This window comes from Mycobacterium hainanense, from assembly GCF_041890355.1.
GTDB lineage: Bacteria > Actinomycetota > Actinomycetes > Mycobacteriales > Mycobacteriaceae > Mycobacterium > Mycobacterium hainanense.
The window spans coordinates 3003920-3021573 of record NZ_CP169059.1 but is presented as its reverse complement, the minus strand read 5'-3'; the positions used below and the strand labels follow the sequence as shown (position 1 = coordinate 3021573).

Sequence of the window (17654 nt, the reverse complement as noted above, 5' to 3'; positions counted from 1 at the left end):
AAGCTGTCGGTAGCGTGATCGTCAACACCGAAAAGGAGGGAATGTGGCGCAGAAAAAGTCGGCCGGCCCCAATGCCGACGAACCCCGTGCTCAGCGGCGTACGCGGGCCAATGGCGAGCAGTCGCGCGAGCGAATCCTCGACGCGGCGACCGAGGTCGCCACGGAACGCGGTTACGACGGCACCACGATCTCACTGGTCAGCAAGAAGAGCGGCCTGCCGCCGACCTCCATCTACTGGCACTTCGCCGACAAGGACGACCTGATCGCCGCGGTCATCGAACGAAGCTTTCAGCGCTGGCTGGCCGAGCTGGACCTGCCGGAAGTGACGGTGGACCGCGAATGGATGACCGAGTTCGGCGGTCGGGTCGCCAAGGCCCTGCTCGATGCGCCGGACTTCCTGCGCCTCGGGCTCATGCTGAGCCTGGAGCGTCGGCCCGTCGAACCGCGGGCCAGGGAGATGTTCCTCGAGGTGCGCGATCGCGCGTTCCACCGGTTCGCGGAGATGGTACGGCAGATTGCGCCGGAGCTTGGCGACGAAGGTGTGCACCTGCTGACCACCTACGCGATTGCCGGCGCCGATGGCTTGTTCATCGCCAAGGAGGTCGGTGGCGACTCCGTCGACCTGGTCAGGTTGTTGGACCTGCACGTCCGCATCGTCTTCGACATGGCGGCCAAGTCGCTCGAGCCCGGGGAGCCGGCATGACCGTCCAATCCGCTCAGCTGACCGACGCCGCAAAACTGCTCTACGACGCCCAGAGCACCCGCGTCCCAATCGAGCCGCTGACGCGGACCCACCCGAACATGACGGTGGCGCAGGCATATTCGGTGCAGCGCGTCAACATGGCCCGTTACCTCGCGCAGGGTCACGTGCTGCGCGGCCACAAGATCGGCATCACCTCTGCGCCCATGCAGGAGCTGCTCGGGGTCGACGAGCCCGACTTCGGCTACATCCTCGACAGCATGGTGCTCTCCGACGGGGGGACCGTCCCGGCCACCGCGTTCTGCGCGCCGCGCGTCGAGCCCGAGGTCGCCTTCCTGATGCGCGCGCCCTTGCGCGGTCCGGGTGTGACGATCGGCGACGTGCTGGCCGCGACCGAGGCCGTCGCCCCGGCATTGGAGATCGTCGACAGCCGGATCGTCGACTGGCGGATCACGTTGGCGGACACCGTCGCCGACAACGCCAGCTCCGGCGCGGTGGTGCTGGGAGAGTGGGTGCCGATCGGCCGGGCGCCCGCGCTCCCCGAGACCACCGCGACCCTCGTCGTCAACGACGCGACCGTCGCCACGGGTGCCGGCACCTCTGTGATGGGCCACCCCGCCGCCGCTGTCGCCTGGCTGGCTAACGCGGTCGCTGGATACGGCACCACCATCGAGGCCGGCGAGTTCGTCATGTCCGGCTCGTACACCACGGCCGTCTTCGTCGCCGCCGGCGACCGCGCGTCGGCGACGGTCGCCGGGCTCGGTTCCGTCAGCGTGAATTTCGAGTAACAGCCCAAACGAGGAGCAGGCCAGTGAGTAACCAACGGTATCCGGTCGCCATCATCGGGTCCGGCAACATCGGCACCGACCTGATGGTCAAGGTCCTCCGCAGCCAGGGGCCGCTGGAGATGGCGGCGATGATCGGCATCGACCCCTTGTCCGACGGGCTGGCCCGGGCGAAACACCTCGGCGTCCCGACGTCGTCCGAGGGCATCGAGGGCCTGCTGGCGATGCCCCACTTCGACGACATCCGGCTGGTATTCGACGCCACCAGCGCCAGCGCCCACGTCAGGCACTGGGACATGCTGCGCGACAAGGACGTTCGCGTCCTCGATCTGACGCCGGCGGCCATCGGACCATTCTGCGTGCCGGTGGTGAACTTGGAGGACCATATCGACGCGCCGAACCTGAACATGGTGACGTGCGGGGGGCAGGCCACCGTGCCGATCGTCGCCGCCGTCAACAACGCGGCCCCGGTGTCGTACGCCGAAATCGTCTCGTCCATTTCGTCGAAGTCGGCCGGCCCGGGCACGCGCGCGAACATCGACGAGTTCACCGAGACGACCGCCACCGCGCTGAAAGTGGTTGGCGGAGCGCAGCGCAGCAAGGCGGTGATCGTCCTCAACCCGGCCGACCCCCCGATCCTCATGCGAAACACCGTCTACTGCCTGGTCGAGGGCGACTGCGACCACGAAGCCATCGGCGCATCGATCGCCGAGATGGCAGAGCGGGTCACCCGGTATGTGCCAGGCTACAAGCTCACCAAGCCCGTCCAGTTCGAGACGTTCGACGCCGACCGGCCGCTGCACATTCCGGAGACCGGGAAGTTCATGGGCGCCCGGGTCACCGTCATGCTGCAGGTGACGGGCGCCGCGCACTACCTGCCCGCCTACGCGGGCAACCTCGACATCATGACGTCGGCCGCCCTGGCCACCGCGGAACGAATCGCCGCGCACTCGATGACGACTGTGGGAGTACGGAAATGAGCAAGCCGCTCTACATCAGTGATGTCACGCTCCGTGACGGCATGCATGCCGTGCGACACTCCTACACCCTGGAGCAGGTCACCGAGATCGCACGGGCGCTCGACGAGGCCGGGGTGGATTCGATCGAGGTCGCCCACGGCGACGGACTGTCGGGGTCCAGCTGCGTCTACGGGTTCGGCGCCCACACCGACCTGGAGTGGATCGAGGCCGTGGCCGGGACCGTGCAACGGGCCAAGGTGGCGACCCTCGTGCTGCCGGGCATCGGCACGGTCCGCGATCTGACCGCCGCGCACCGGGCGGGCGCCAGTGTCGTGCGCGTCGCGACGCACTGCACCGAGGCCGACATCTCGGCGCACCACATCGCCGCGGCGCGCGACCTCGGCATGGACACCGTCGGTTTCCTCATGATGAGCCACATGACGACTCCGCAGAAGCTCGCCGAACAGGCCGTTTTGATGGAGGGATACGGGGCGGGGTGCGTCTACGTCGTCGACTCCGGTGGCGCGATGACCATGCGCGACGTCGCCGACCGGGTGCGAGCAGTCCGCGAGAGCCTGGACGACACAACGGAAGTCGGCATCCACGCGCACCACAACATGGCGCTGGGGGTGGCGAATTCGATCGTCGCCGTCGAGCACGGCTGCCACCGTGTCGACGCATCACTGACGGGCATGGGCGCCGGCGCCGGTAACGCGCCACTGGAGGTCTTCGTCGCGGCGGCCACCCGGATGGGCTGGCAACACGGTTGTGACCTCAATGCGCTCGAAGACGCCGCCGACGACCTGGTGCGGCCCCTGCAGGAGCGGCCGGTGCGCGTCGACCGCGAAACTTTGACGCTGGGCTACGCCGGCGTGTACTCCAGCTTCCTGCGCCACGCCGAGGCAACCGCCGAACGTTTCGACGTCGATGCGCGATCGCTGCTGGTCGAGGCCGGGCGCCGCGGGCTGGTCGGCGGCCAGGAGGACCTGCTCGTCGACATCGCCCTCGACCTGACCGGCGAACGGGCGTCCGCCTGACGGACGGCGTGTGCCCGTTGACTCTGGCGTGTGAGCCGCCACCGGACGAGACTGCGAAGCAGTCCACCCACGCGCAACAATGACGGAGCCATGACGAGCCTTCAGGTCTTGCCGGGCAGCCCCACCCCCCTCGGCGCCACGTCCGACCCGCGCGGCACCAACTTCGCCGTGTCGTCGGGAGGCGACCGCGTGACGCTGTGCCTGTTCGACCGCCACGGCAGTGAGTCGCGGTTGGAGCTGCCGGACCGCGACGGCGACGTGTGGCACGGATTCGTGCCCGGCGTGCACGCCGGGCAGGCCTACGGGTACCGCGTCGACGGACCGTTCGACCCGGGGCGCGGCCTGCGCTACAACCCGGCCAAGCTGCTGCTCGACCCCTATGCGCGCGCCATCGCGGGCGACGTGCGGTACGGCCCGGAGGTGCTCGGCCACCACGTCGGAAACCCGGCGGCACCAAGCCAATTGGATTCCGCGGCATGCGTGCCGCGCAGTCTGGTGATCGGCGACACGTCGGTGCCCGCGGCGTCACGGCCCCGCTACTCCTTCGCGGAGACGGTGCTCTACGAGGTGCATGTGCGCGGTTTCACCGCCACCCATCCCGACATACCCCCCGCGCTGCGCGGAACGTACGCGGGCCTGGCGCACGACGCGGCGGTGGATCATCTGGTTGGCCTGGGCGTCACGGCGGTGGAACTGCTGCCGGTGCATCACAGCGTGCCCGAACAGTTCCTGGTGGACCGCGGGCTGACCAATTACTGGGGGTACAACACCATCGGCTTCTTCGCACCGCATGCGGGGTACTCGGCGGCGGTGCGGGCGGGCCTCCCGGGCGGACAGGTCGAGGAGTTCTGCGCCATGGTGAACCGACTGCACGGCGCGGGCCTCGAGGTGGTGCTCGACGTTGTGTTCAACCACACCGCCGAAGGCGGGGCCAGCGGTCCCACGCTGTGTCACCGTGGCCTGGACAACCGCGCCTACTACCGTCTGGATCCGGCGGACCCGTCGCGCTACGTCGACACCACCGGCACCGGCAACGCCGTGAACGCTGATCACCCGGCGACGCTACAGATGATCATGGATTCGCTGCGCTACTGGGTTTCGGAGATGGGGGTCGACGGTTTCCGCTTCGACCTGGCGACGACGCTGGGCAGGCAGGGCGGCGACTTCGATCCGTTCGCAGCGTTCTTTGCGCTGGTCGCTCAGGACCCGGTGATCTCCCGGGTCAAGCTGATCGCCGAGCCGTGGGACGTCGGCCGGTTCGATAGCTACGAACTGGGCCGGTTCCCGCCCCTGTGGAGTGAGTGGAACGGCCGGTTCCGTGACACGGTGCGGGACTTCTGGCGCAGCCGCGACGGGCTCCTCGGCGATTTTGCCTCGCGACTGTGCGGATCCGCCGACCTCTACGGCGGCCGCGACGAGGGCCGTCGGCCCAGCGCGTCGATCAACTTCGTCACCGTCCACGACGGCTTCACGCTGGCCGACCTGGTGTCGTACAACGACAAACACAATGACGCCAATTTAGAAGGCAATCGGGATGGCACAACCGACAACCGGTCGTGGAACTGCGGGGTGGAGGGGCCCACCGCCGAACCCGACGTCCTGAAATTGCGCTCGCGGCAGCAGCGTGCGTTTATCGCCACGCTGGTGCTGTCAGCCGGCGTGCCGCTGCTACTCGGTGGCGACGAATTCGGTCGCACTCAGGGCGGCAACAACAATGCCTACTGTCAGGACAACGAGATCAGCTGGTTTGACTGGTCGACGATCGATCGCGAGCTGCTGGGCTTCACAACCGACCTCATCGCGTTGCGCCGCGGCCACCCTGTCTTCCGGCGACGGCGCTTCCTCACCGGGCCCGCGGCCCGCGACCTGCGTTGGTTCACGCCGTCGGGCAGCGACATGACCGACCGGGACTGGGCGGACCCGCTGGCGCGCAGCGTCGCCGTGCTGATCGACGGGTCGGTCGATCCGGACTGCCGCGAGGACGGCACCCCGCTGCTCGACGATCTCTTTCTCGTCTTGATCAACGGCTGGTGGGAGACAATGACATTCGCGCTGCCCGCCGGCGTCTCCGCGGGTGACTGGCGGGTCGTCTGCGACAGCTTCGATGCCACACGGGTCGGAGCGGCCGGCCCCCCGCCAGCCGGGCCGCGCTCCGTTGTCATCTGCACCTGCCCTGCCGAGCGGGCAACCTCGAGAACCGGGATGTCATGAGGCATGGCGCCGGAATCGCCAATTGCGTGGAAGTACTACGCGAGTTCCGCGTTGTCGGGAGCTTTCCCGAGAATGTGGCGGTGCAGCTCCGGGGTCAGTTCATGGATCTGGCGTGTCAGTTCGGTGGTGATATGTAGCTCTTGTTCTTCAATATGAAATTCATGGTCGGCCTGGCCTGCTGAAATTCCGCCTGCCGATTCTGGCCGATCAGGACGAAGGTGGACAAGAAGATCGCTTCGAGGGATTCGGTTAGGCGCTCGAGGAGTTGCTTAGCCGCGCGAATCATTTGGACCACTGAGTGGCTTTGGTTGTGCCCTTCTCGCAACAGCTGACCGAGTTGCCGAACCCGTCAATGATGACGTTTGGTCAAGACCGAAACTATGCCAAACAGCATGTGGTGCTTCTTCTTTGATGTCAGAAGTGGCGATCATGTGACCTTTTACCCTACACCGGCAGCTGCCAACGGCACACACTAGTCGCTGTCCGATGACGGATCGATGAAAGGAATGAGATGAAAAAGTTGTCGGAGTCGCTGCTGGACCTGGCAGGGCGGGTCAAGAAAGTCGAGGACTCGGCGACCGCGGTGCAAGAGAATAACCGAGAAAAACTGCGGGCCCGCCGTAACGAACTCGAGGCCGCAATCGAGCAGGAGAAGATCGAGCTGGAGGCGGCCGCGACCCTGGCGAAGGAAGACGCCCGTAGCTGGTGGTCGGACACCAAGAGCTCGATCGAGCATCAGATCAATCAGATGCGTGCCGACTTCGAAAAGTGGCAGGGCGACATGAAGGAGAAAAGCGCCGAGCGTGCGGCTGAGAATGCCGAGGACGATGCGGTTGTGGCCGTAAACCTCGCGGCGTACTGCCTGGACGCAGCGGAATGGGCCGTAGTGCGCGCGGAACTCGCCCGAGGCGAGGCCGACCAATTAGCCGCAAGGAGTTGAGAATCGTGACCACCTTCGACACTCGAGATGTAGTCCGCAACCTTTGGAAATCGATGCTTGCCTGGGGAGTGCTGACGCTGATCTTGGGGGTAATAGTGCTGGTGTGGCCGGGCAAGTCCATCCTGGCTGCGGCGATATTGTTTGGCATCTATCTGATTGCGTCAGGCATAGCCCAGATTGCCGCCGCGTTCGCGCTGGGGTTGTCCGATGGCGTGCTGTTGTTCATCAGTGGCGCGCTGTCGATCGTTCTGGGTGTGTTCGCCTTCCGCCACTTCTATGCTGGCTGGCCAATCGTCCTGCTGGCCATCTGGATTGGGGTCGGCTTCATTTTTCAGGGCGTCGCGGAATCGGCGCTGGCTATCAGCAATCAGGCGTTGCCCGAGCGCGGCTGGCACATATTTTCCGGCGTGGTGAGCATCCTCGCCGGAATGATAGTGATCGCCTGGCCGTTGCATTCGATCGTCTTATTGGCAATTGTCGCCGGCGTGTCGCTTGTCGTCATCGGTATCACGCAGATCGTCTGGGCTTTGCGGGCGCGCAAGGGAATCAGTTCGGTCGAGCGCGGTTTTGAGCGGTTGACCGGTGGCGCTCGTCACCCAGCGCAGCCAGCGACCTAGTGTCGTGAGTCGTTAATTCATCATTAGCGTTTAAGCTTGGTGGGTGCCGAATCCTGTCGCACCCGTGGTGGATCTGACCGAAGACGAGCGGTCTGAGTTGTTGTCGTGGTCGAGGCGATCCAACAGTGCCAATGCGTTGGCAATGCGGTCGCGGATCGTGCTGGCCGCTGCCGATGGGCTGAGCAATACCGCGATCGCTGACAAGCTCGATATCAACATTTCCAGTGCTCGTAAGTGGCGGACGCGGTTTGTGACCGACCGGCTTGACGGGTTGCTCGATGAGCCGCGTCCTGGCCGGCCACGGCTGGTGGGCGATGAGCAGATCGAAGCGTTGATCACTGCGACGTTGGAGACCACCCCAGCGGATGCCACGCACTGGTCGACCCGATCGATGGCCGAGCATCTCGGGCTGAGCCAGTCGATGGTCTCGCGGGTATGGCGAGCGTTCGGATTGGCTCCGCACAAACAGGATTCGTGGAAACTGTCCAAGGACCCGTTGTTCGTGGCCAAGGTCCGCGACGTCGTCGGGCTGTATCTAAATCCACCCGAGCGGGCCCTGGTGCTGTGCGTGGATGAAAAGACTCAGATCCAAGCCTTGAACCGGACCCAGCCAGTGTTCCCGATGCTGCCGGGCACCCCCGCGCGCGCCAGCCACGACTACGTTCGTCACGGCACCTCCAGCCTGTATGCCGCACTCGACCTCACCACCGGAAAGGTCATCGGAGCCCTTCATTCGCGGCACCGGGCCACCGAGTTCTTGGCGTTTCTCCGCAAGATCGACGCCGAAGTACCCACCGATCTCGACGTGCACCTGGTCTTGGATAACGCCTCCACGCACAAGACCCCAGCGGTGAAGCGTTGGCTCACAGCACATCCGCGATTCGTCCTGCACTTCACCCCGACCAGCTCATCGTGGCTGAACCTGGTCGAACGGTGGTTCGCCGAACTGACCACCAAGAAACTGCGCCGCGGCACCCACACCTCGGTGCGCCAACTCAACACCGACATCCGTGCCTGGATCCAAACCTGGAACGACAACCCCCGCCCCTACGTCTGGACCAAAACCGCCGACCAAATCCTCGAATCCGTCGCCAACTACTGCCGACGAATTAATGACTCAGGACACTAGCCGAGGAGTACCAGTACGGCGCTAAACGTGATTTCATTGACCGGACCACGACGGGCTGGCGGTCAGTACGTCGTGGCCGTTCCCGGTGATGTGCACGGTGTCCCGTCTGAATACCGCCCCAACACGCTCTTGCCACACGTAGCCGGTGATCGCCAAAACCATGCCGGCCTCCAGCTGGTCGTGTTCGCCTGCGGCCAGCAGGGTTTGGGACACCACGGGCGGATCGAATCCCAGGCCCAGCCCGTGTGCGATCGGCATCGGCGGAATCGGTTCACCGGCCTCCCGATAGGCGGCGACCAAGTCAGAGGTGGGTGCGCCCGGCCTACAGGCCGCAAGCATGTTGTCGTGCAAGACATCCGATCGGCCGAATAGCTCGCGGGTAGCCCCGTCGGCGTTGTCGCGGGCCGGCCAGGTCCGGCCCACCTCCGCGACGTAACCATTCGCCAGGGCCCCGGCGGCGAACGCGACCAGATCTTCGGGGCCCACCTCACCCGATCCCGCGCGGCGCCACGGGTGTTCCTTCGACGTCACCCAGGCCGCATCCTGCGTCGCGGGCGTGCTCACCCCGCCCGCGGCCATGGCCTCCATCATGGCGCCGGCCAGCGTTCGCTCCGAGACACCCGGCGCGAATTCCGATAGCGCGGCGGCAAGTCCGCATTCGGCGACGCGGAGCGCGGTGTCCATCGCGGCGATCTCATCGGCCGTCTTGACGCGCCGTGCGGCCCGCATGGCCGGCTCCGCGTCGACGAGCTCGGCATTGGGGAACGCCTCGGGCAGCAATGCCGCGAAAGTCGGTGTGATCGCGTCGGTTCCGACCCGATGCGCCGTGTCGGCGCCGTCGATCTTTTTCAGTACGTCGATGAGCGTCATCGGGTTCCAGGCCAGTCCGTACAGGTGATCGTGCCCGATCTCCTCCGGAACCCCCTCGTCGTCGGTGCTGTTGAGATAAATCTCGCCGGACCCGCGTACCACCACGCACATCGGGCCGAACGGCCGCGTCCCCGCGATCCACAGCTGCGGTGCCCCGGTCACGTAACGAATGTTGGCTTGCCGCCCGAGCACCAAGATGTCCAGCCCGTGCGCGTCCATCTGCGCCAGCGCGCGCTCCCGACGCCCCGTCCGCAACGCGGCGGGGTCGGGCTGAACCTCAGTCGCCATAGGGGGAGTAGGGGTAGTTGGTGATCGGCAGGTAGCCGTCCTCGGTGATCACCACGATCTCCTCACTGCGATAACCGCCCGTCCCGTCTTCCCACACCACCGGTTCCAGCACCAGAACCATGCCGGCCGGGAAGACGAAGTTGTCGTCGAACTCTTCGCCGAGATCCGTTCCAATCATGGGAGCTTCGGCGGGGTAGGTACCGATACCGTGGCCCAGATAGAAATGCGGCAACCACGGTTTGCGGCCGTCATTGGCGGAGATCGCCGCGCGCGCCAAATCCCCGGAGGTGACACCGGCTTTGGTCACCGCGAGCACCGCGTCCATGATCGCCCGCCACTGTCGAAACTGATCGTGTTGTCTTTGGCTGGGCGGCTGTCCGACCACCCAGGTCCGGCCGAAGTCGGAGCAGTACCCGGCGTAGGTGATGCTGATATCGGTCCACAGCACGTCCCCGGCGGCCAGTTCACGATCGGTGGGAAGCAGCGGCAGCGCCAGATCGCCGTGCGTCGTCCACACCCCGGCTTCCCGGGAACTCGGCATCACCTGCCAGATGGCCTCGAGCATGTTGGTCGTGGCGCCCAGCTCGAAGGCGCGACGCACCAGCGTGGCCGACAGGTCGATCTGGCGGACTCCCGGCGCCAGTGCCCGCTGCACGTCGACGATCGCTTCTTCGGTGATGCGGGTGGCCCGGCGCAGGCAGGACAGCTCGTCCCGCGTCTTCACCAGCTGCGCGGCACCAACCACGATCGCCGCATCTGTCGGCTCGCCGCCGGGGAACAGCTTGGGGCCGGCCCTTCGCATCGCCCAGGTCAGTTCGTCGACGGCGACGCTCGCCCCCGGCGGAATCAGCTCCGCCAGCTCGCGGGCGAATTGCTCGACGCCATGGTCGAATTCGAGGTAAACGGGCCCATGCAGGTGATCGTCGGGCACCGGTGAATCGGTGGACGCGCCGCTGCGGAACGGCATGAACAGGTGCGGGTATTCGTTGTCGGCGAGCACGACCGCGACGGGGCGCTCCACGTGCGAAAGCCCCGCGTCCAGCAGGGGCCAGCTGGCCCCCGTCGCGTACCCGACGTAGCCGTTCATCAGCAATACCAGCGCGTCGACGCCGTGGTCGGCCATCGTGGACCGCAACCTCGCGCCGATTTCGGAACGCATCCGCACCCTGTCCGGCTCGTCGGGGATGTCGATGAGCGTGCCTGGGGCACTCAGTGATTCGGTCATCTCACAGACCCAAGAACTTCCTGATGTTTCCGCTGACGACGCGGACCGCGTTCTCGGGACCGACGGCGTCGACGACCGCGGCCAGCGATCGCTCCGAGTAGCCGTAGGTGCTTTCGTTGTGCGGGTAGTCCGAGGACCACATCACCTTGTCGATTCCGATCTCGTCGACTTGGGCGAGCCCCAAACCGTCCACCATGAACGAGGCGCACATGTGGGTGTCCCAGTAATGGCGGACGTCGTGCTCCGGCTGGTGGGCCAGCATGTGCCGATACGAGGCCAGCACGTGCTCGGCGTCCTGCAGCGCCGGCGGAACCCAGGCGATGCCGCCCTCGAACCAGCCGACCCGCAGGCGCGGGTGCCGATCCAGGATGCCGCCGAAGATGTACTTGGAGAACATCTCCCGAAACGAGTCAATGTTGACCATCATCGCGACCGCGACGCTGTTGACCTCGCTCGGAACCTTCGGCTGGCTCTCCCCGATGTGGTGGGTGATCGGCAGCCCGGCCTCCTCGATCTCGTCCCACACCGCACTCATCGCGGAGCTGGAGAAGTCGATGGCGTGACCGTTGTCGTCGTTGCCGGGGCTGATCGGCATCAGAAATGTCTTGAGGCCCAGCGCTTTCAGCTCGGCCAGCGTGCGCCGGGCCCCGCGCGGATCCCACCAGTTGATCAGACCCACCCCATAACAGTGCCCGTTGGAGCGCTCCTGCACGGCGGCGATGTGCTCGTTGTAGATCCGGAAGATTCGCTCCCGCAGGGTTCGGTCCGGATAGTGGAACAGTGCCAACACGGCGTTCGGAAAAACCAGTTCTTTGTCGACTCCGTCTTCGGCGAGCTCGCGCACGCGGGCGTCGATGTTGTTGCTCACCGCGCCGGCCAGGTCGTCGTATTGCATGAGCACGGCGCTGAAATCGCCGACCACCATCGACTGCCCCGGTCGGCCGAGCAGGTAGGCCCCGTCCTCGTACCAGATGCGCGGCGCGTAGTCCTTCAGGTCGTCGGGGAAGTGCTCGTAGAAGATGTCCTCGGCCACCGAGATGTGGTCGTCGGCCGAGAACACCTCGGTGCCGGGCGGCAGGCCGGTGCTGAATTCCGAGGCGTGGCCGCGGCGGTCCTTGGGCGCACCGATCACCCCCTCGGGATACGGGGTGCGAACGTGAGGTGACATCATCGTCCCTTTCTTCGGGCTACCTGGACAGCAGACCGATGCGTTCCAGGCGCGGGTGGCAGCATCGTTCTTCACCCTTCCGGATACATGACGCCCGTGAGTCGTTCTGAAAGCTGCCACAGTTGCTGCATCGCGGGCTCGCTGCGCGCCGGTCTCGGGACCCCGGCGAAAGTGACCCCGCCCCTGACGGTTTCGTAGAAACCGCGCGGACCGTAGTACTTGGCGCCCTCGGCGTCCGGCGACACCGCGGCATACACCGTCGGCTTGGCGCCCTCGTCCACGTCGAGCCACATGAATGGCAACAGTCGCCAGGTGAGTCGGGTGAACCGGGCCTGCAACGTGGGCCGCGCGCGGCCGTAGGAGGCGCCGCTGAGCAGGTTGGTCTTGGTCAAACCGGGATGGGCGGCGTTGGACATCAACCCCCAACCGCCCCGCCGACTGCGGCGATCCAATTCGACGGCGAACATGAGCTGTGCCAGCTTGGCCATCCCGTAGGAGCGCATCGGTTGGTAGCCCTCCCGTGCGTTGGGATCGTCGAAGTTCAGGTTGCGCTGCGTCGCCGCCAGGCTGCTGACGGTCACCACCCGTGCCGCACGCGCCGCGCGCAGCACGGGCAGCAGGTGCCGGGTCAACGCGAAATGCCCCAAATGGTTGGTCCCGAATTGCAATTCGAAGCCGTCTGGGGTCTCCTGACGTTGCGGCGGCGCCATGATGCCGGCGTTGTTGATCAAGATGTCAACGGGCCGGCCTTCCGCCGTCAGCTCTTGGCCCAGTGCGGCAACGCTTTCCAGCGATGCCAGGTCCAAGCCTTTGATGACCAGCTTCGCGGTCGGCACTTCGCGGCGAATCGCGGCGATCGCCGCCTCGCCCTTGGCGCGGTCACGGATCGCCATGACCACCTCGGCACCCGCGGCGGACAGACATTTCGCCAAACCGTATCCCAGACCGCTATTGGCCCCGGTTACCACGGCGAATTGGCCCCGCAGGTCGGGAACCTGCAGGCTTAAGTCTGGCTTCACCATGTCACTGGCAGCTCATAGAGGCCGTAAGCCAGCGCGTCGTGCTTGAAGGGCAGTTCTTCCAGCGGCACCGCCAGGCGCATGGTCGGGACGCGGCGCAGGAGGGTGGGCAGGACGATTTGCAGTTCCATCCGGGCCAGCTGCTGCCCGACGCACTGGTGGCGACCGTAGCCGAACCCGACATGCGGCCCCTCCTCGCGGCGCAGGTTGAGTCGGTCGGGATCGGGAAATTGCCGGCTGTCCCAGTTCGCCGGAGCGACATCGAGGATGATGCCCTCGCCCGCGCGGATCGTCTCGCCGCCCACCTCGATGTCCTCGACGGCGATCCGGCGCTGACCGGTTTGGATGATGCTGAGGTAGCGCATCAATTCCTCGACCGCGACGGCGATCACCTTCGGGTCGTCGGTTTCGCGCATCAGGGCCAGCTGGTCTGGATGGTCGAGCAGGGCAGCAATGCTCAGGCTGATCATGTTGGCCGTGGTCTCGTGGCCGGCGATGAGCACCCCGGTGGCCAACTGGGCGGCCTCGCGCACGCTGAGCTCCTCGGCGTTGACCCGCTCGGCCAGGTCGGAAACCAAATCCTCGGAGGGGCTTTGCATCTTGGCCCGCACCAAGTTCGCCAGGTACTTCGCCAGCGACGCGGCGCCCTGCGCCGTGTCCTCCTCGGTGGCGTAGCGGCCCATGCCGCGCTGGGCCTGGGCCTGGAAGAAATCCGCGTCCTCATAGGGCACGCCCAGCAATTGGCTGATGACCAGGGAGGGGACCGGCAGCGCCAACGTGCTGACGACGTCGCCCGGCTTGGGACCGGCCAGCAACGCGTCGATGTGGTCGTCCGTGATCTTCTGCACCGCCGGCCGCAGCGCCTCAACCCGCTTGAACGTGAACGGCTTTGACAGCATTCGGCGGAAACGGGTGTGCTCCTCGGCGTCGGAGGTGAACACCGAACGCGGGCGCTTGTGCACGGTCGCCAGCATTCCCTCGTTCCAGTGCGGGTATCCCGGCAGCCGGTCGTCGACGCTGGTGCGCGAGTCGGTGAACAACGCCCTGATCGCCTCATAACCGTGGATCAGCCACGGCGTGCTGTCGTCCCAAATCCGGACGCGGCTCAACTGCTTGTCGGCGTTGAGCTCCATTACCTTTGGCGGCGGGGCGAACGGGCAACCCGGCGCCCGCGACATGGGAAACTCCGGAATATCGGTGGGGGTCGAGACGTCGGTCATTGCGCTCCTTGGTTCTGGCCCGTTCTCGGTTTGTGGCGGGACCTTAGGTGCCCGCCGCGCTCACATGGACCGGCGCGCGCCACAGGCCGACGATCGCGTCGATCAGGCCCTCGCCGGCGACCGGCCAGGCCGAACGCGAACGCGGCCCGTGCTCGGCCAGAGCGCCTTCGTGCTCGGCGCAGGTGTGCATGAGCAGGTTGCGCACCATGACCATCCGTTCGGACCGCACTCGCCTGGGCAGGTCGGGGAGGCAGCGGTTGATGCCGTCGATGGTCTGCACCAGCAGCGGAGATGCGAGCGCGTCTTTGGTGACGACGTGGCGGTAGGTGGGATCGGCCATCGCCTGGGCGGCGAACCGGGCATACCAGCTGGGCGTGCCCAGCGCGTGCAGGTGGTCGGTCAGTGGCCGCACGAGCGCACCCACCCAGTCGCGCAGGTCGGCCGAATCGTCCATTGCGGTGAGCATTTGCGCCCGCAATTGCTCGATCGGCTCGCGATGCTTGTCCTCGATCGCGCGCAGCAGGTCGGTCCGCGTGCCGAAGTGATAGCACGCCGCAGCATTGTTGCCCTGCCCGGCCGCCTCGCTGATCTGGCGATTCGATACGGCATACATCCCGCGCTCGGCGAACAGCACTTCCGCGGCCGACAGGATCGCTTCCCGGGTGCCTGTCGACCTCTCGGAGCGGGCGGCCCGCTCGGCGGTCATCGCCCCAGTGAACACCGGCCGCGCCATTAAATCAAGCAATTTATTTAATCAGCGTGGCGCCGAAACGGGAGGCCGAGCATCGGCGCCGGAAACCCCAGTCGTCAAGGTCATTTCACCGCTCCGACGCCCGCCGCGGTCCGCCCGCGAATACAGTCTGCGTATGAATCCGCTGCAGCGGGTGGCTCGCAATCCGGCGGCCTACCGCCGGCTCGTCCTGACCGGCCGTCCGGTCGCGGAGGGTCTTGAGGCGCTGCTTCGCTTCGCGACGAACGGGCGGTTCGGCGTGCTCGACCTCGCGGGCCTGCCCAACGTGCAGATCACCACGTCGGGCCGCAAGACGGGCCTCGCCCGTACGGCGACGGTGCAGTACGTGCCGATCGGCGCCCGGCTGCTGCTGGTCGGCTCCAACTGGGGCCGAGAGCGCCATCCCTCATGGTCGGCGAATCTCAAAGCGGCACAACGCGTTACCGTTCGCAGGCGCGGCGATCGCTTCGTCGCGTCGGTCCGGCTGCTCACCGGCGCGGAACGCGACGAAGCTTGGTCCACGGCGGTGGCGCACTGGCCGAACTACCGGGTCGCCCAGGATCGTGCGGGCGGGCGCCAATTCCGGCTATTTCTTCTCACGCCCACCGCATAGGCGTCGCGACGACCGCTAACCCGGGCGGGATTTCTGCAGCCGGGCGATCTCGCCACCCCAAACCGATTGTGCCCCGGCATCACCCACGCGGTAGATCTGAATCGTCGATGCGATGGCGACGGCCAGAACCAGTATCGCAATGGTCGCCCGGACGACCACACGGCTTTGGTCCGAGCGGCGTTCGATCACGCGCATCACCACGAGCACCAGGGCGGCTGCCAGCAGCGCGGCCGAGAAGTAGGTCATCGTGCTGCCCAGCGCCGCGTGCTTCTCCAGGATGGCGCTGGGTTTGGCCCTCAGGTCGTACAGCCATTCCCCGGCGCTCACCGTGATCGGCGTCAGCACCATGGTGGCGACGGCCGATATCACCGCCAGCCACAACAGCGGGCCGCGCCGCGCCGTCGGCCAGAACACGCAGACGATTTCCAACAGGGCCGTCAGAGGTACGAGCACCACCACGAAATGCAGCAGCAGTGCATGGGCCGGCATGCCGTTGATGATGGTCATCGGGCTCCTCGGATTGTGGCCGGTCAGCTCGCGCTCAGCCGCCGAGCCCCTTCTTGATGACCGCGTCCTGCTTCTGGCCGACGTCGTTGACGAAATCCGCGGGCGCCAGCGTGTCGGGCGGCCCATCGAACTGCAGGGTGACGAAGGCCCTGCCCTCGGTGAACAGCAGTATGGTCACACCCTTGCTGTGGTCGGGGGAATTGCCCAGCAGGGTCGTTCCGCCCGTTCCGACACTGGCGGCTTGCGTGGTCGGGTTCTTGATCACGTCACCCTGAGCGCCCTTGGCCGCGTTCAAAGCGTCCGTGGCGGCGCCGGGATCGGCCAACACCTGGATGGTGTCCGTGATGACGTGACTGCCGTCCTCGTCTTTGAAGGTCGTCGCGACGCCCGGCTGGCCGTTCGGGTTGTTGACCGGCGGGGTGGCCGTGAACGGGATTGGGGCGTTGATGTCACTGGCCTGGATCAGCAGGCCGGTGTATCCGCTCGGCTGCCCGGGTGCCGACGACGCCGGCGCCGAGCTTTGGGCGCTGGTAGCCGAGCTGGACGATCCTGGCTTGGACGTCGACGGCGTCGAATTCTTGCCGCCGCATCCCGCTACCGCCACCGCCAGCGCCGTCGTCGCCGCGATGCCCGCGGCCACCGTCCGCGAAGTCCTCATCGTTCGAGCTCCCTTTCCAGGCCGCCTTCGGCGCCACAGTCGAGTTCGTTTCCGAATCGCACAGTACATTGCGGCGTGGCGCGGGCGTGGCGCCGAAGACGCCCGGGGGGCGGTGAGGGGTGGTTAATCCAACTGGTCGCGCAGGCAGCGCAGGGTACTGGCCAGGATGCGCGAGACCTGCATCTGTGAGACGCCGATGCGCTCGGCTATCTGGCTCTGCGTCATCGATTCGAAGAACCGCATGCGCAAGACCTCGCGTTCGCGTTCGGGGAGGCCGGCAACCAGGACGCGCAGCGCCTCACGGTTGGTGATGTGCTCGATCTGCGGATCGATGCCGCCAACCGCGTCGGCGACCAGCCGCGGCGTCCCCGAACTGTCCGTGCCCACCGGGGCATCCAGAGAATCCAGCCGGTAGGCGTCGCCCGCCACGAGGCATTCGACGATTTCCTCACGGGGCACTTCCAGCACCTGCGCCAGCTCGCCCGCGGTGGGCGCGCGTCCCAGTTTCTGCGCCAAATCCCCGGTCGTCCTGCTGATCTGCACGTGCAGTTCGCGCAACCGCCGCGGGACCCGCATGCCCCAGCTGTAGTCGCGAAAGTATCTTCGAACCTCGCCCATCATGGTCGGCACCGCAAAGCCGATGAAGCTGGGTCCCTTGTCCGGATCAAACCGATTGACCGCGTTCATCAATCCCAGGCGTGCCACCTGGACGAGGTCGTCGATGCCTTCACCGCGGCGGGCGAAGTGGCTGGCCACATGGTCCGCGAGGGGCAGGCAGCGGGCCACGATCCGTTCCCGCTGGCGGCCGTATTCATGCGACTCCCCGGGCATCTGCCGCAGCTCGACGAACATTTCGACCACGTCGTCGTAGGAATCGTCGGCTTTCCTGTTGCGGCACTCAGCAGGGCGCGGGTTTGCTATTACAACGGTCATAGGCGCACGCGCCCGGTGTCGGCGCGGTCGATCCTGAAAGCTTTG

General features: G+C 66.3%; 18 protein-coding genes. 9 read left to right on the top strand and 9 right to left on the bottom strand.

Annotation, left to right across the window (positions count from 1 at the left end):
* The first annotated feature begins 43 nt into the window (after window positions 1-43).
* The 8 genes from ACEL92_RS14150 to ACEL92_RS14115 all read left to right on the top strand — a co-directional run bounded on the left by ACEL92_RS14150 (window position 44) and on the right by ACEL92_RS14115 (window position 8378).
* Window positions 44-703, top strand: a complete 660-nt coding sequence (locus ACEL92_RS14150) for a TetR/AcrR family transcriptional regulator (RefSeq protein ID WP_374021371.1) — start codon at window positions 44-46, stop codon at window positions 701-703.
* Window positions 700-1488 (top strand): 2-keto-4-pentenoate hydratase, encoded by a 789-nt coding sequence (locus tag ACEL92_RS14145; protein WP_374021370.1) that lies wholly within the window; start codon window positions 700-702, stop codon window positions 1486-1488. The genes ACEL92_RS14150 and ACEL92_RS14145 overlap by 4 nt, the downstream gene beginning before the upstream one ends.
* A 23-nt stretch (window positions 1489-1511) precedes the next feature.
* Window positions 1512-2465: an acetaldehyde dehydrogenase (acetylating) gene (locus ACEL92_RS14140; protein ID WP_374021369.1), complete on the top strand. Its 954-nt coding sequence runs from the start codon at window positions 1512-1514 to the stop codon at window positions 2463-2465.
* Window positions 2462-3481, top strand: coding sequence for a 4-hydroxy-2-oxovalerate aldolase (dmpG, locus tag ACEL92_RS14135; protein ID WP_374021368.1), 1020 nt, complete (start codon window positions 2462-2464; stop codon window positions 3479-3481). Before ACEL92_RS14140 ends, dmpG begins: the two co-directional genes overlap by 4 nt.
* A gap of 90 nt (window positions 3482-3571) precedes the next feature.
* Entirely contained in the window at window positions 3572-5692 is a 2121-nt protein-coding gene (glgX, locus tag ACEL92_RS14130; RefSeq protein WP_374021367.1) for a glycogen debranching protein GlgX, read from the top strand.
* Window positions 5693-6203: 511 nt separating this feature from the next.
* The gene (locus ACEL92_RS14125; protein ID WP_374021366.1) at window positions 6204-6632 is read left to right on the top strand and encodes a hypothetical protein; all 429 of its coding nucleotides are present in this window, start codon (window positions 6204-6206) and stop codon (window positions 6630-6632) included.
* Window positions 6633-6685: 53 nt separating this feature from the next.
* A complete protein-coding gene (locus tag ACEL92_RS14120) occupies window positions 6686-7249 on the top strand; it encodes an HdeD family acid-resistance protein (protein WP_374026216.1) in 564 nt (187 codons plus the stop codon).
* 43 nt (window positions 7250-7292) lie between these two features.
* Window positions 7293-8378: an IS630 family transposase gene (locus ACEL92_RS14115; protein ID WP_374021365.1), complete on the top strand. Its 1086-nt coding sequence runs from the start codon at window positions 7293-7295 to the stop codon at window positions 8376-8378.
* Window positions 8379-8411: 33 nt separating this feature from the next.
* Here ACEL92_RS14115 and ACEL92_RS14110 read toward each other — a convergent pair whose 3' ends face one another.
* The 6 genes from ACEL92_RS14110 to ACEL92_RS14085 all read right to left on the bottom strand — a co-directional run bounded on the left by ACEL92_RS14110 (window position 8412) and on the right by ACEL92_RS14085 (window position 14889).
* Entirely contained in the window at window positions 8412-9536 is a 1125-nt protein-coding gene (locus tag ACEL92_RS14110; protein ID WP_374021364.1) for a M24 family metallopeptidase, read from the bottom strand.
* Window positions 9526-10761, bottom strand: coding sequence for a M24 family metallopeptidase (locus ACEL92_RS14105; protein WP_374021363.1), 1236 nt, complete (start codon window positions 10759-10761; stop codon window positions 9526-9528). The genes ACEL92_RS14110 and ACEL92_RS14105 overlap by 11 nt, the downstream gene beginning before the upstream one ends.
* A gap of 1 nt (window position 10762) precedes the next feature.
* Window positions 10763-11929 carry an amidohydrolase family protein gene (locus ACEL92_RS14100; protein WP_374021362.1) on the bottom strand — a complete coding sequence of 389 codons (1167 nt, stop codon included), beginning with the start codon at window positions 11927-11929 and terminating at the stop codon, window positions 10763-10765.
* Between the two features lie 71 nt (window positions 11930-12000).
* The gene (locus ACEL92_RS14095; protein ID WP_374021361.1) at window positions 12001-12951 is read right to left on the bottom strand and encodes an SDR family oxidoreductase; all 951 of its coding nucleotides are present in this window, start codon (window positions 12949-12951) and stop codon (window positions 12001-12003) included.
* Complete coding sequence (locus ACEL92_RS14090) at window positions 12945-14168, bottom strand: cytochrome P450 (protein ID WP_374021360.1); 1224 nt, start codon at window positions 14166-14168, stop codon at window positions 12945-12947. The genes ACEL92_RS14095 and ACEL92_RS14090 overlap by 7 nt, the downstream gene beginning before the upstream one ends.
* 43 nt (window positions 14169-14211) lie before the next feature.
* Complete coding sequence (locus ACEL92_RS14085) at window positions 14212-14889, bottom strand: TetR family transcriptional regulator (protein ID WP_374026215.1); 678 nt, start codon at window positions 14887-14889, stop codon at window positions 14212-14214.
* A 145-nt stretch (window positions 14890-15034) separates the two neighbouring features.
* Here ACEL92_RS14085 and ACEL92_RS14080 point away from each other — a divergent pair, with 145 nt between their 5' ends.
* A complete protein-coding gene (locus tag ACEL92_RS14080; RefSeq protein ID WP_374021359.1) occupies window positions 15035-15511 on the top strand; it encodes a nitroreductase family deazaflavin-dependent oxidoreductase in 477 nt (158 codons plus the stop codon).
* Window positions 15512-15526: 15 nt separating this feature from the next.
* Here ACEL92_RS14080 and ACEL92_RS14075 read toward each other — a convergent pair whose 3' ends face one another.
* The 3 genes from ACEL92_RS14075 to ACEL92_RS14065 form a co-directional block, all read right to left on the bottom strand.
* On the bottom strand, window positions 15527-16018 hold the full coding sequence (locus tag ACEL92_RS14075; protein WP_374021358.1) for a DUF2231 domain-containing protein: 492 nt from the start codon (window positions 16016-16018) through the stop codon (window positions 15527-15529).
* Window positions 16019-16052: 34 nt separating this feature from the next.
* A complete protein-coding gene (locus ACEL92_RS14070; RefSeq protein ID WP_374021357.1) occupies window positions 16053-16676 on the bottom strand; it encodes a hypothetical protein in 624 nt (207 codons plus the stop codon).
* A gap of 123 nt (window positions 16677-16799) precedes the next feature.
* The gene (locus ACEL92_RS14065; RefSeq protein ID WP_374021356.1) at window positions 16800-17609 is read right to left on the bottom strand and encodes a SigB/SigF/SigG family RNA polymerase sigma factor; all 810 of its coding nucleotides are present in this window, start codon (window positions 17607-17609) and stop codon (window positions 16800-16802) included.
* Window positions 17610-17654 lie beyond the last annotated feature (45 nt).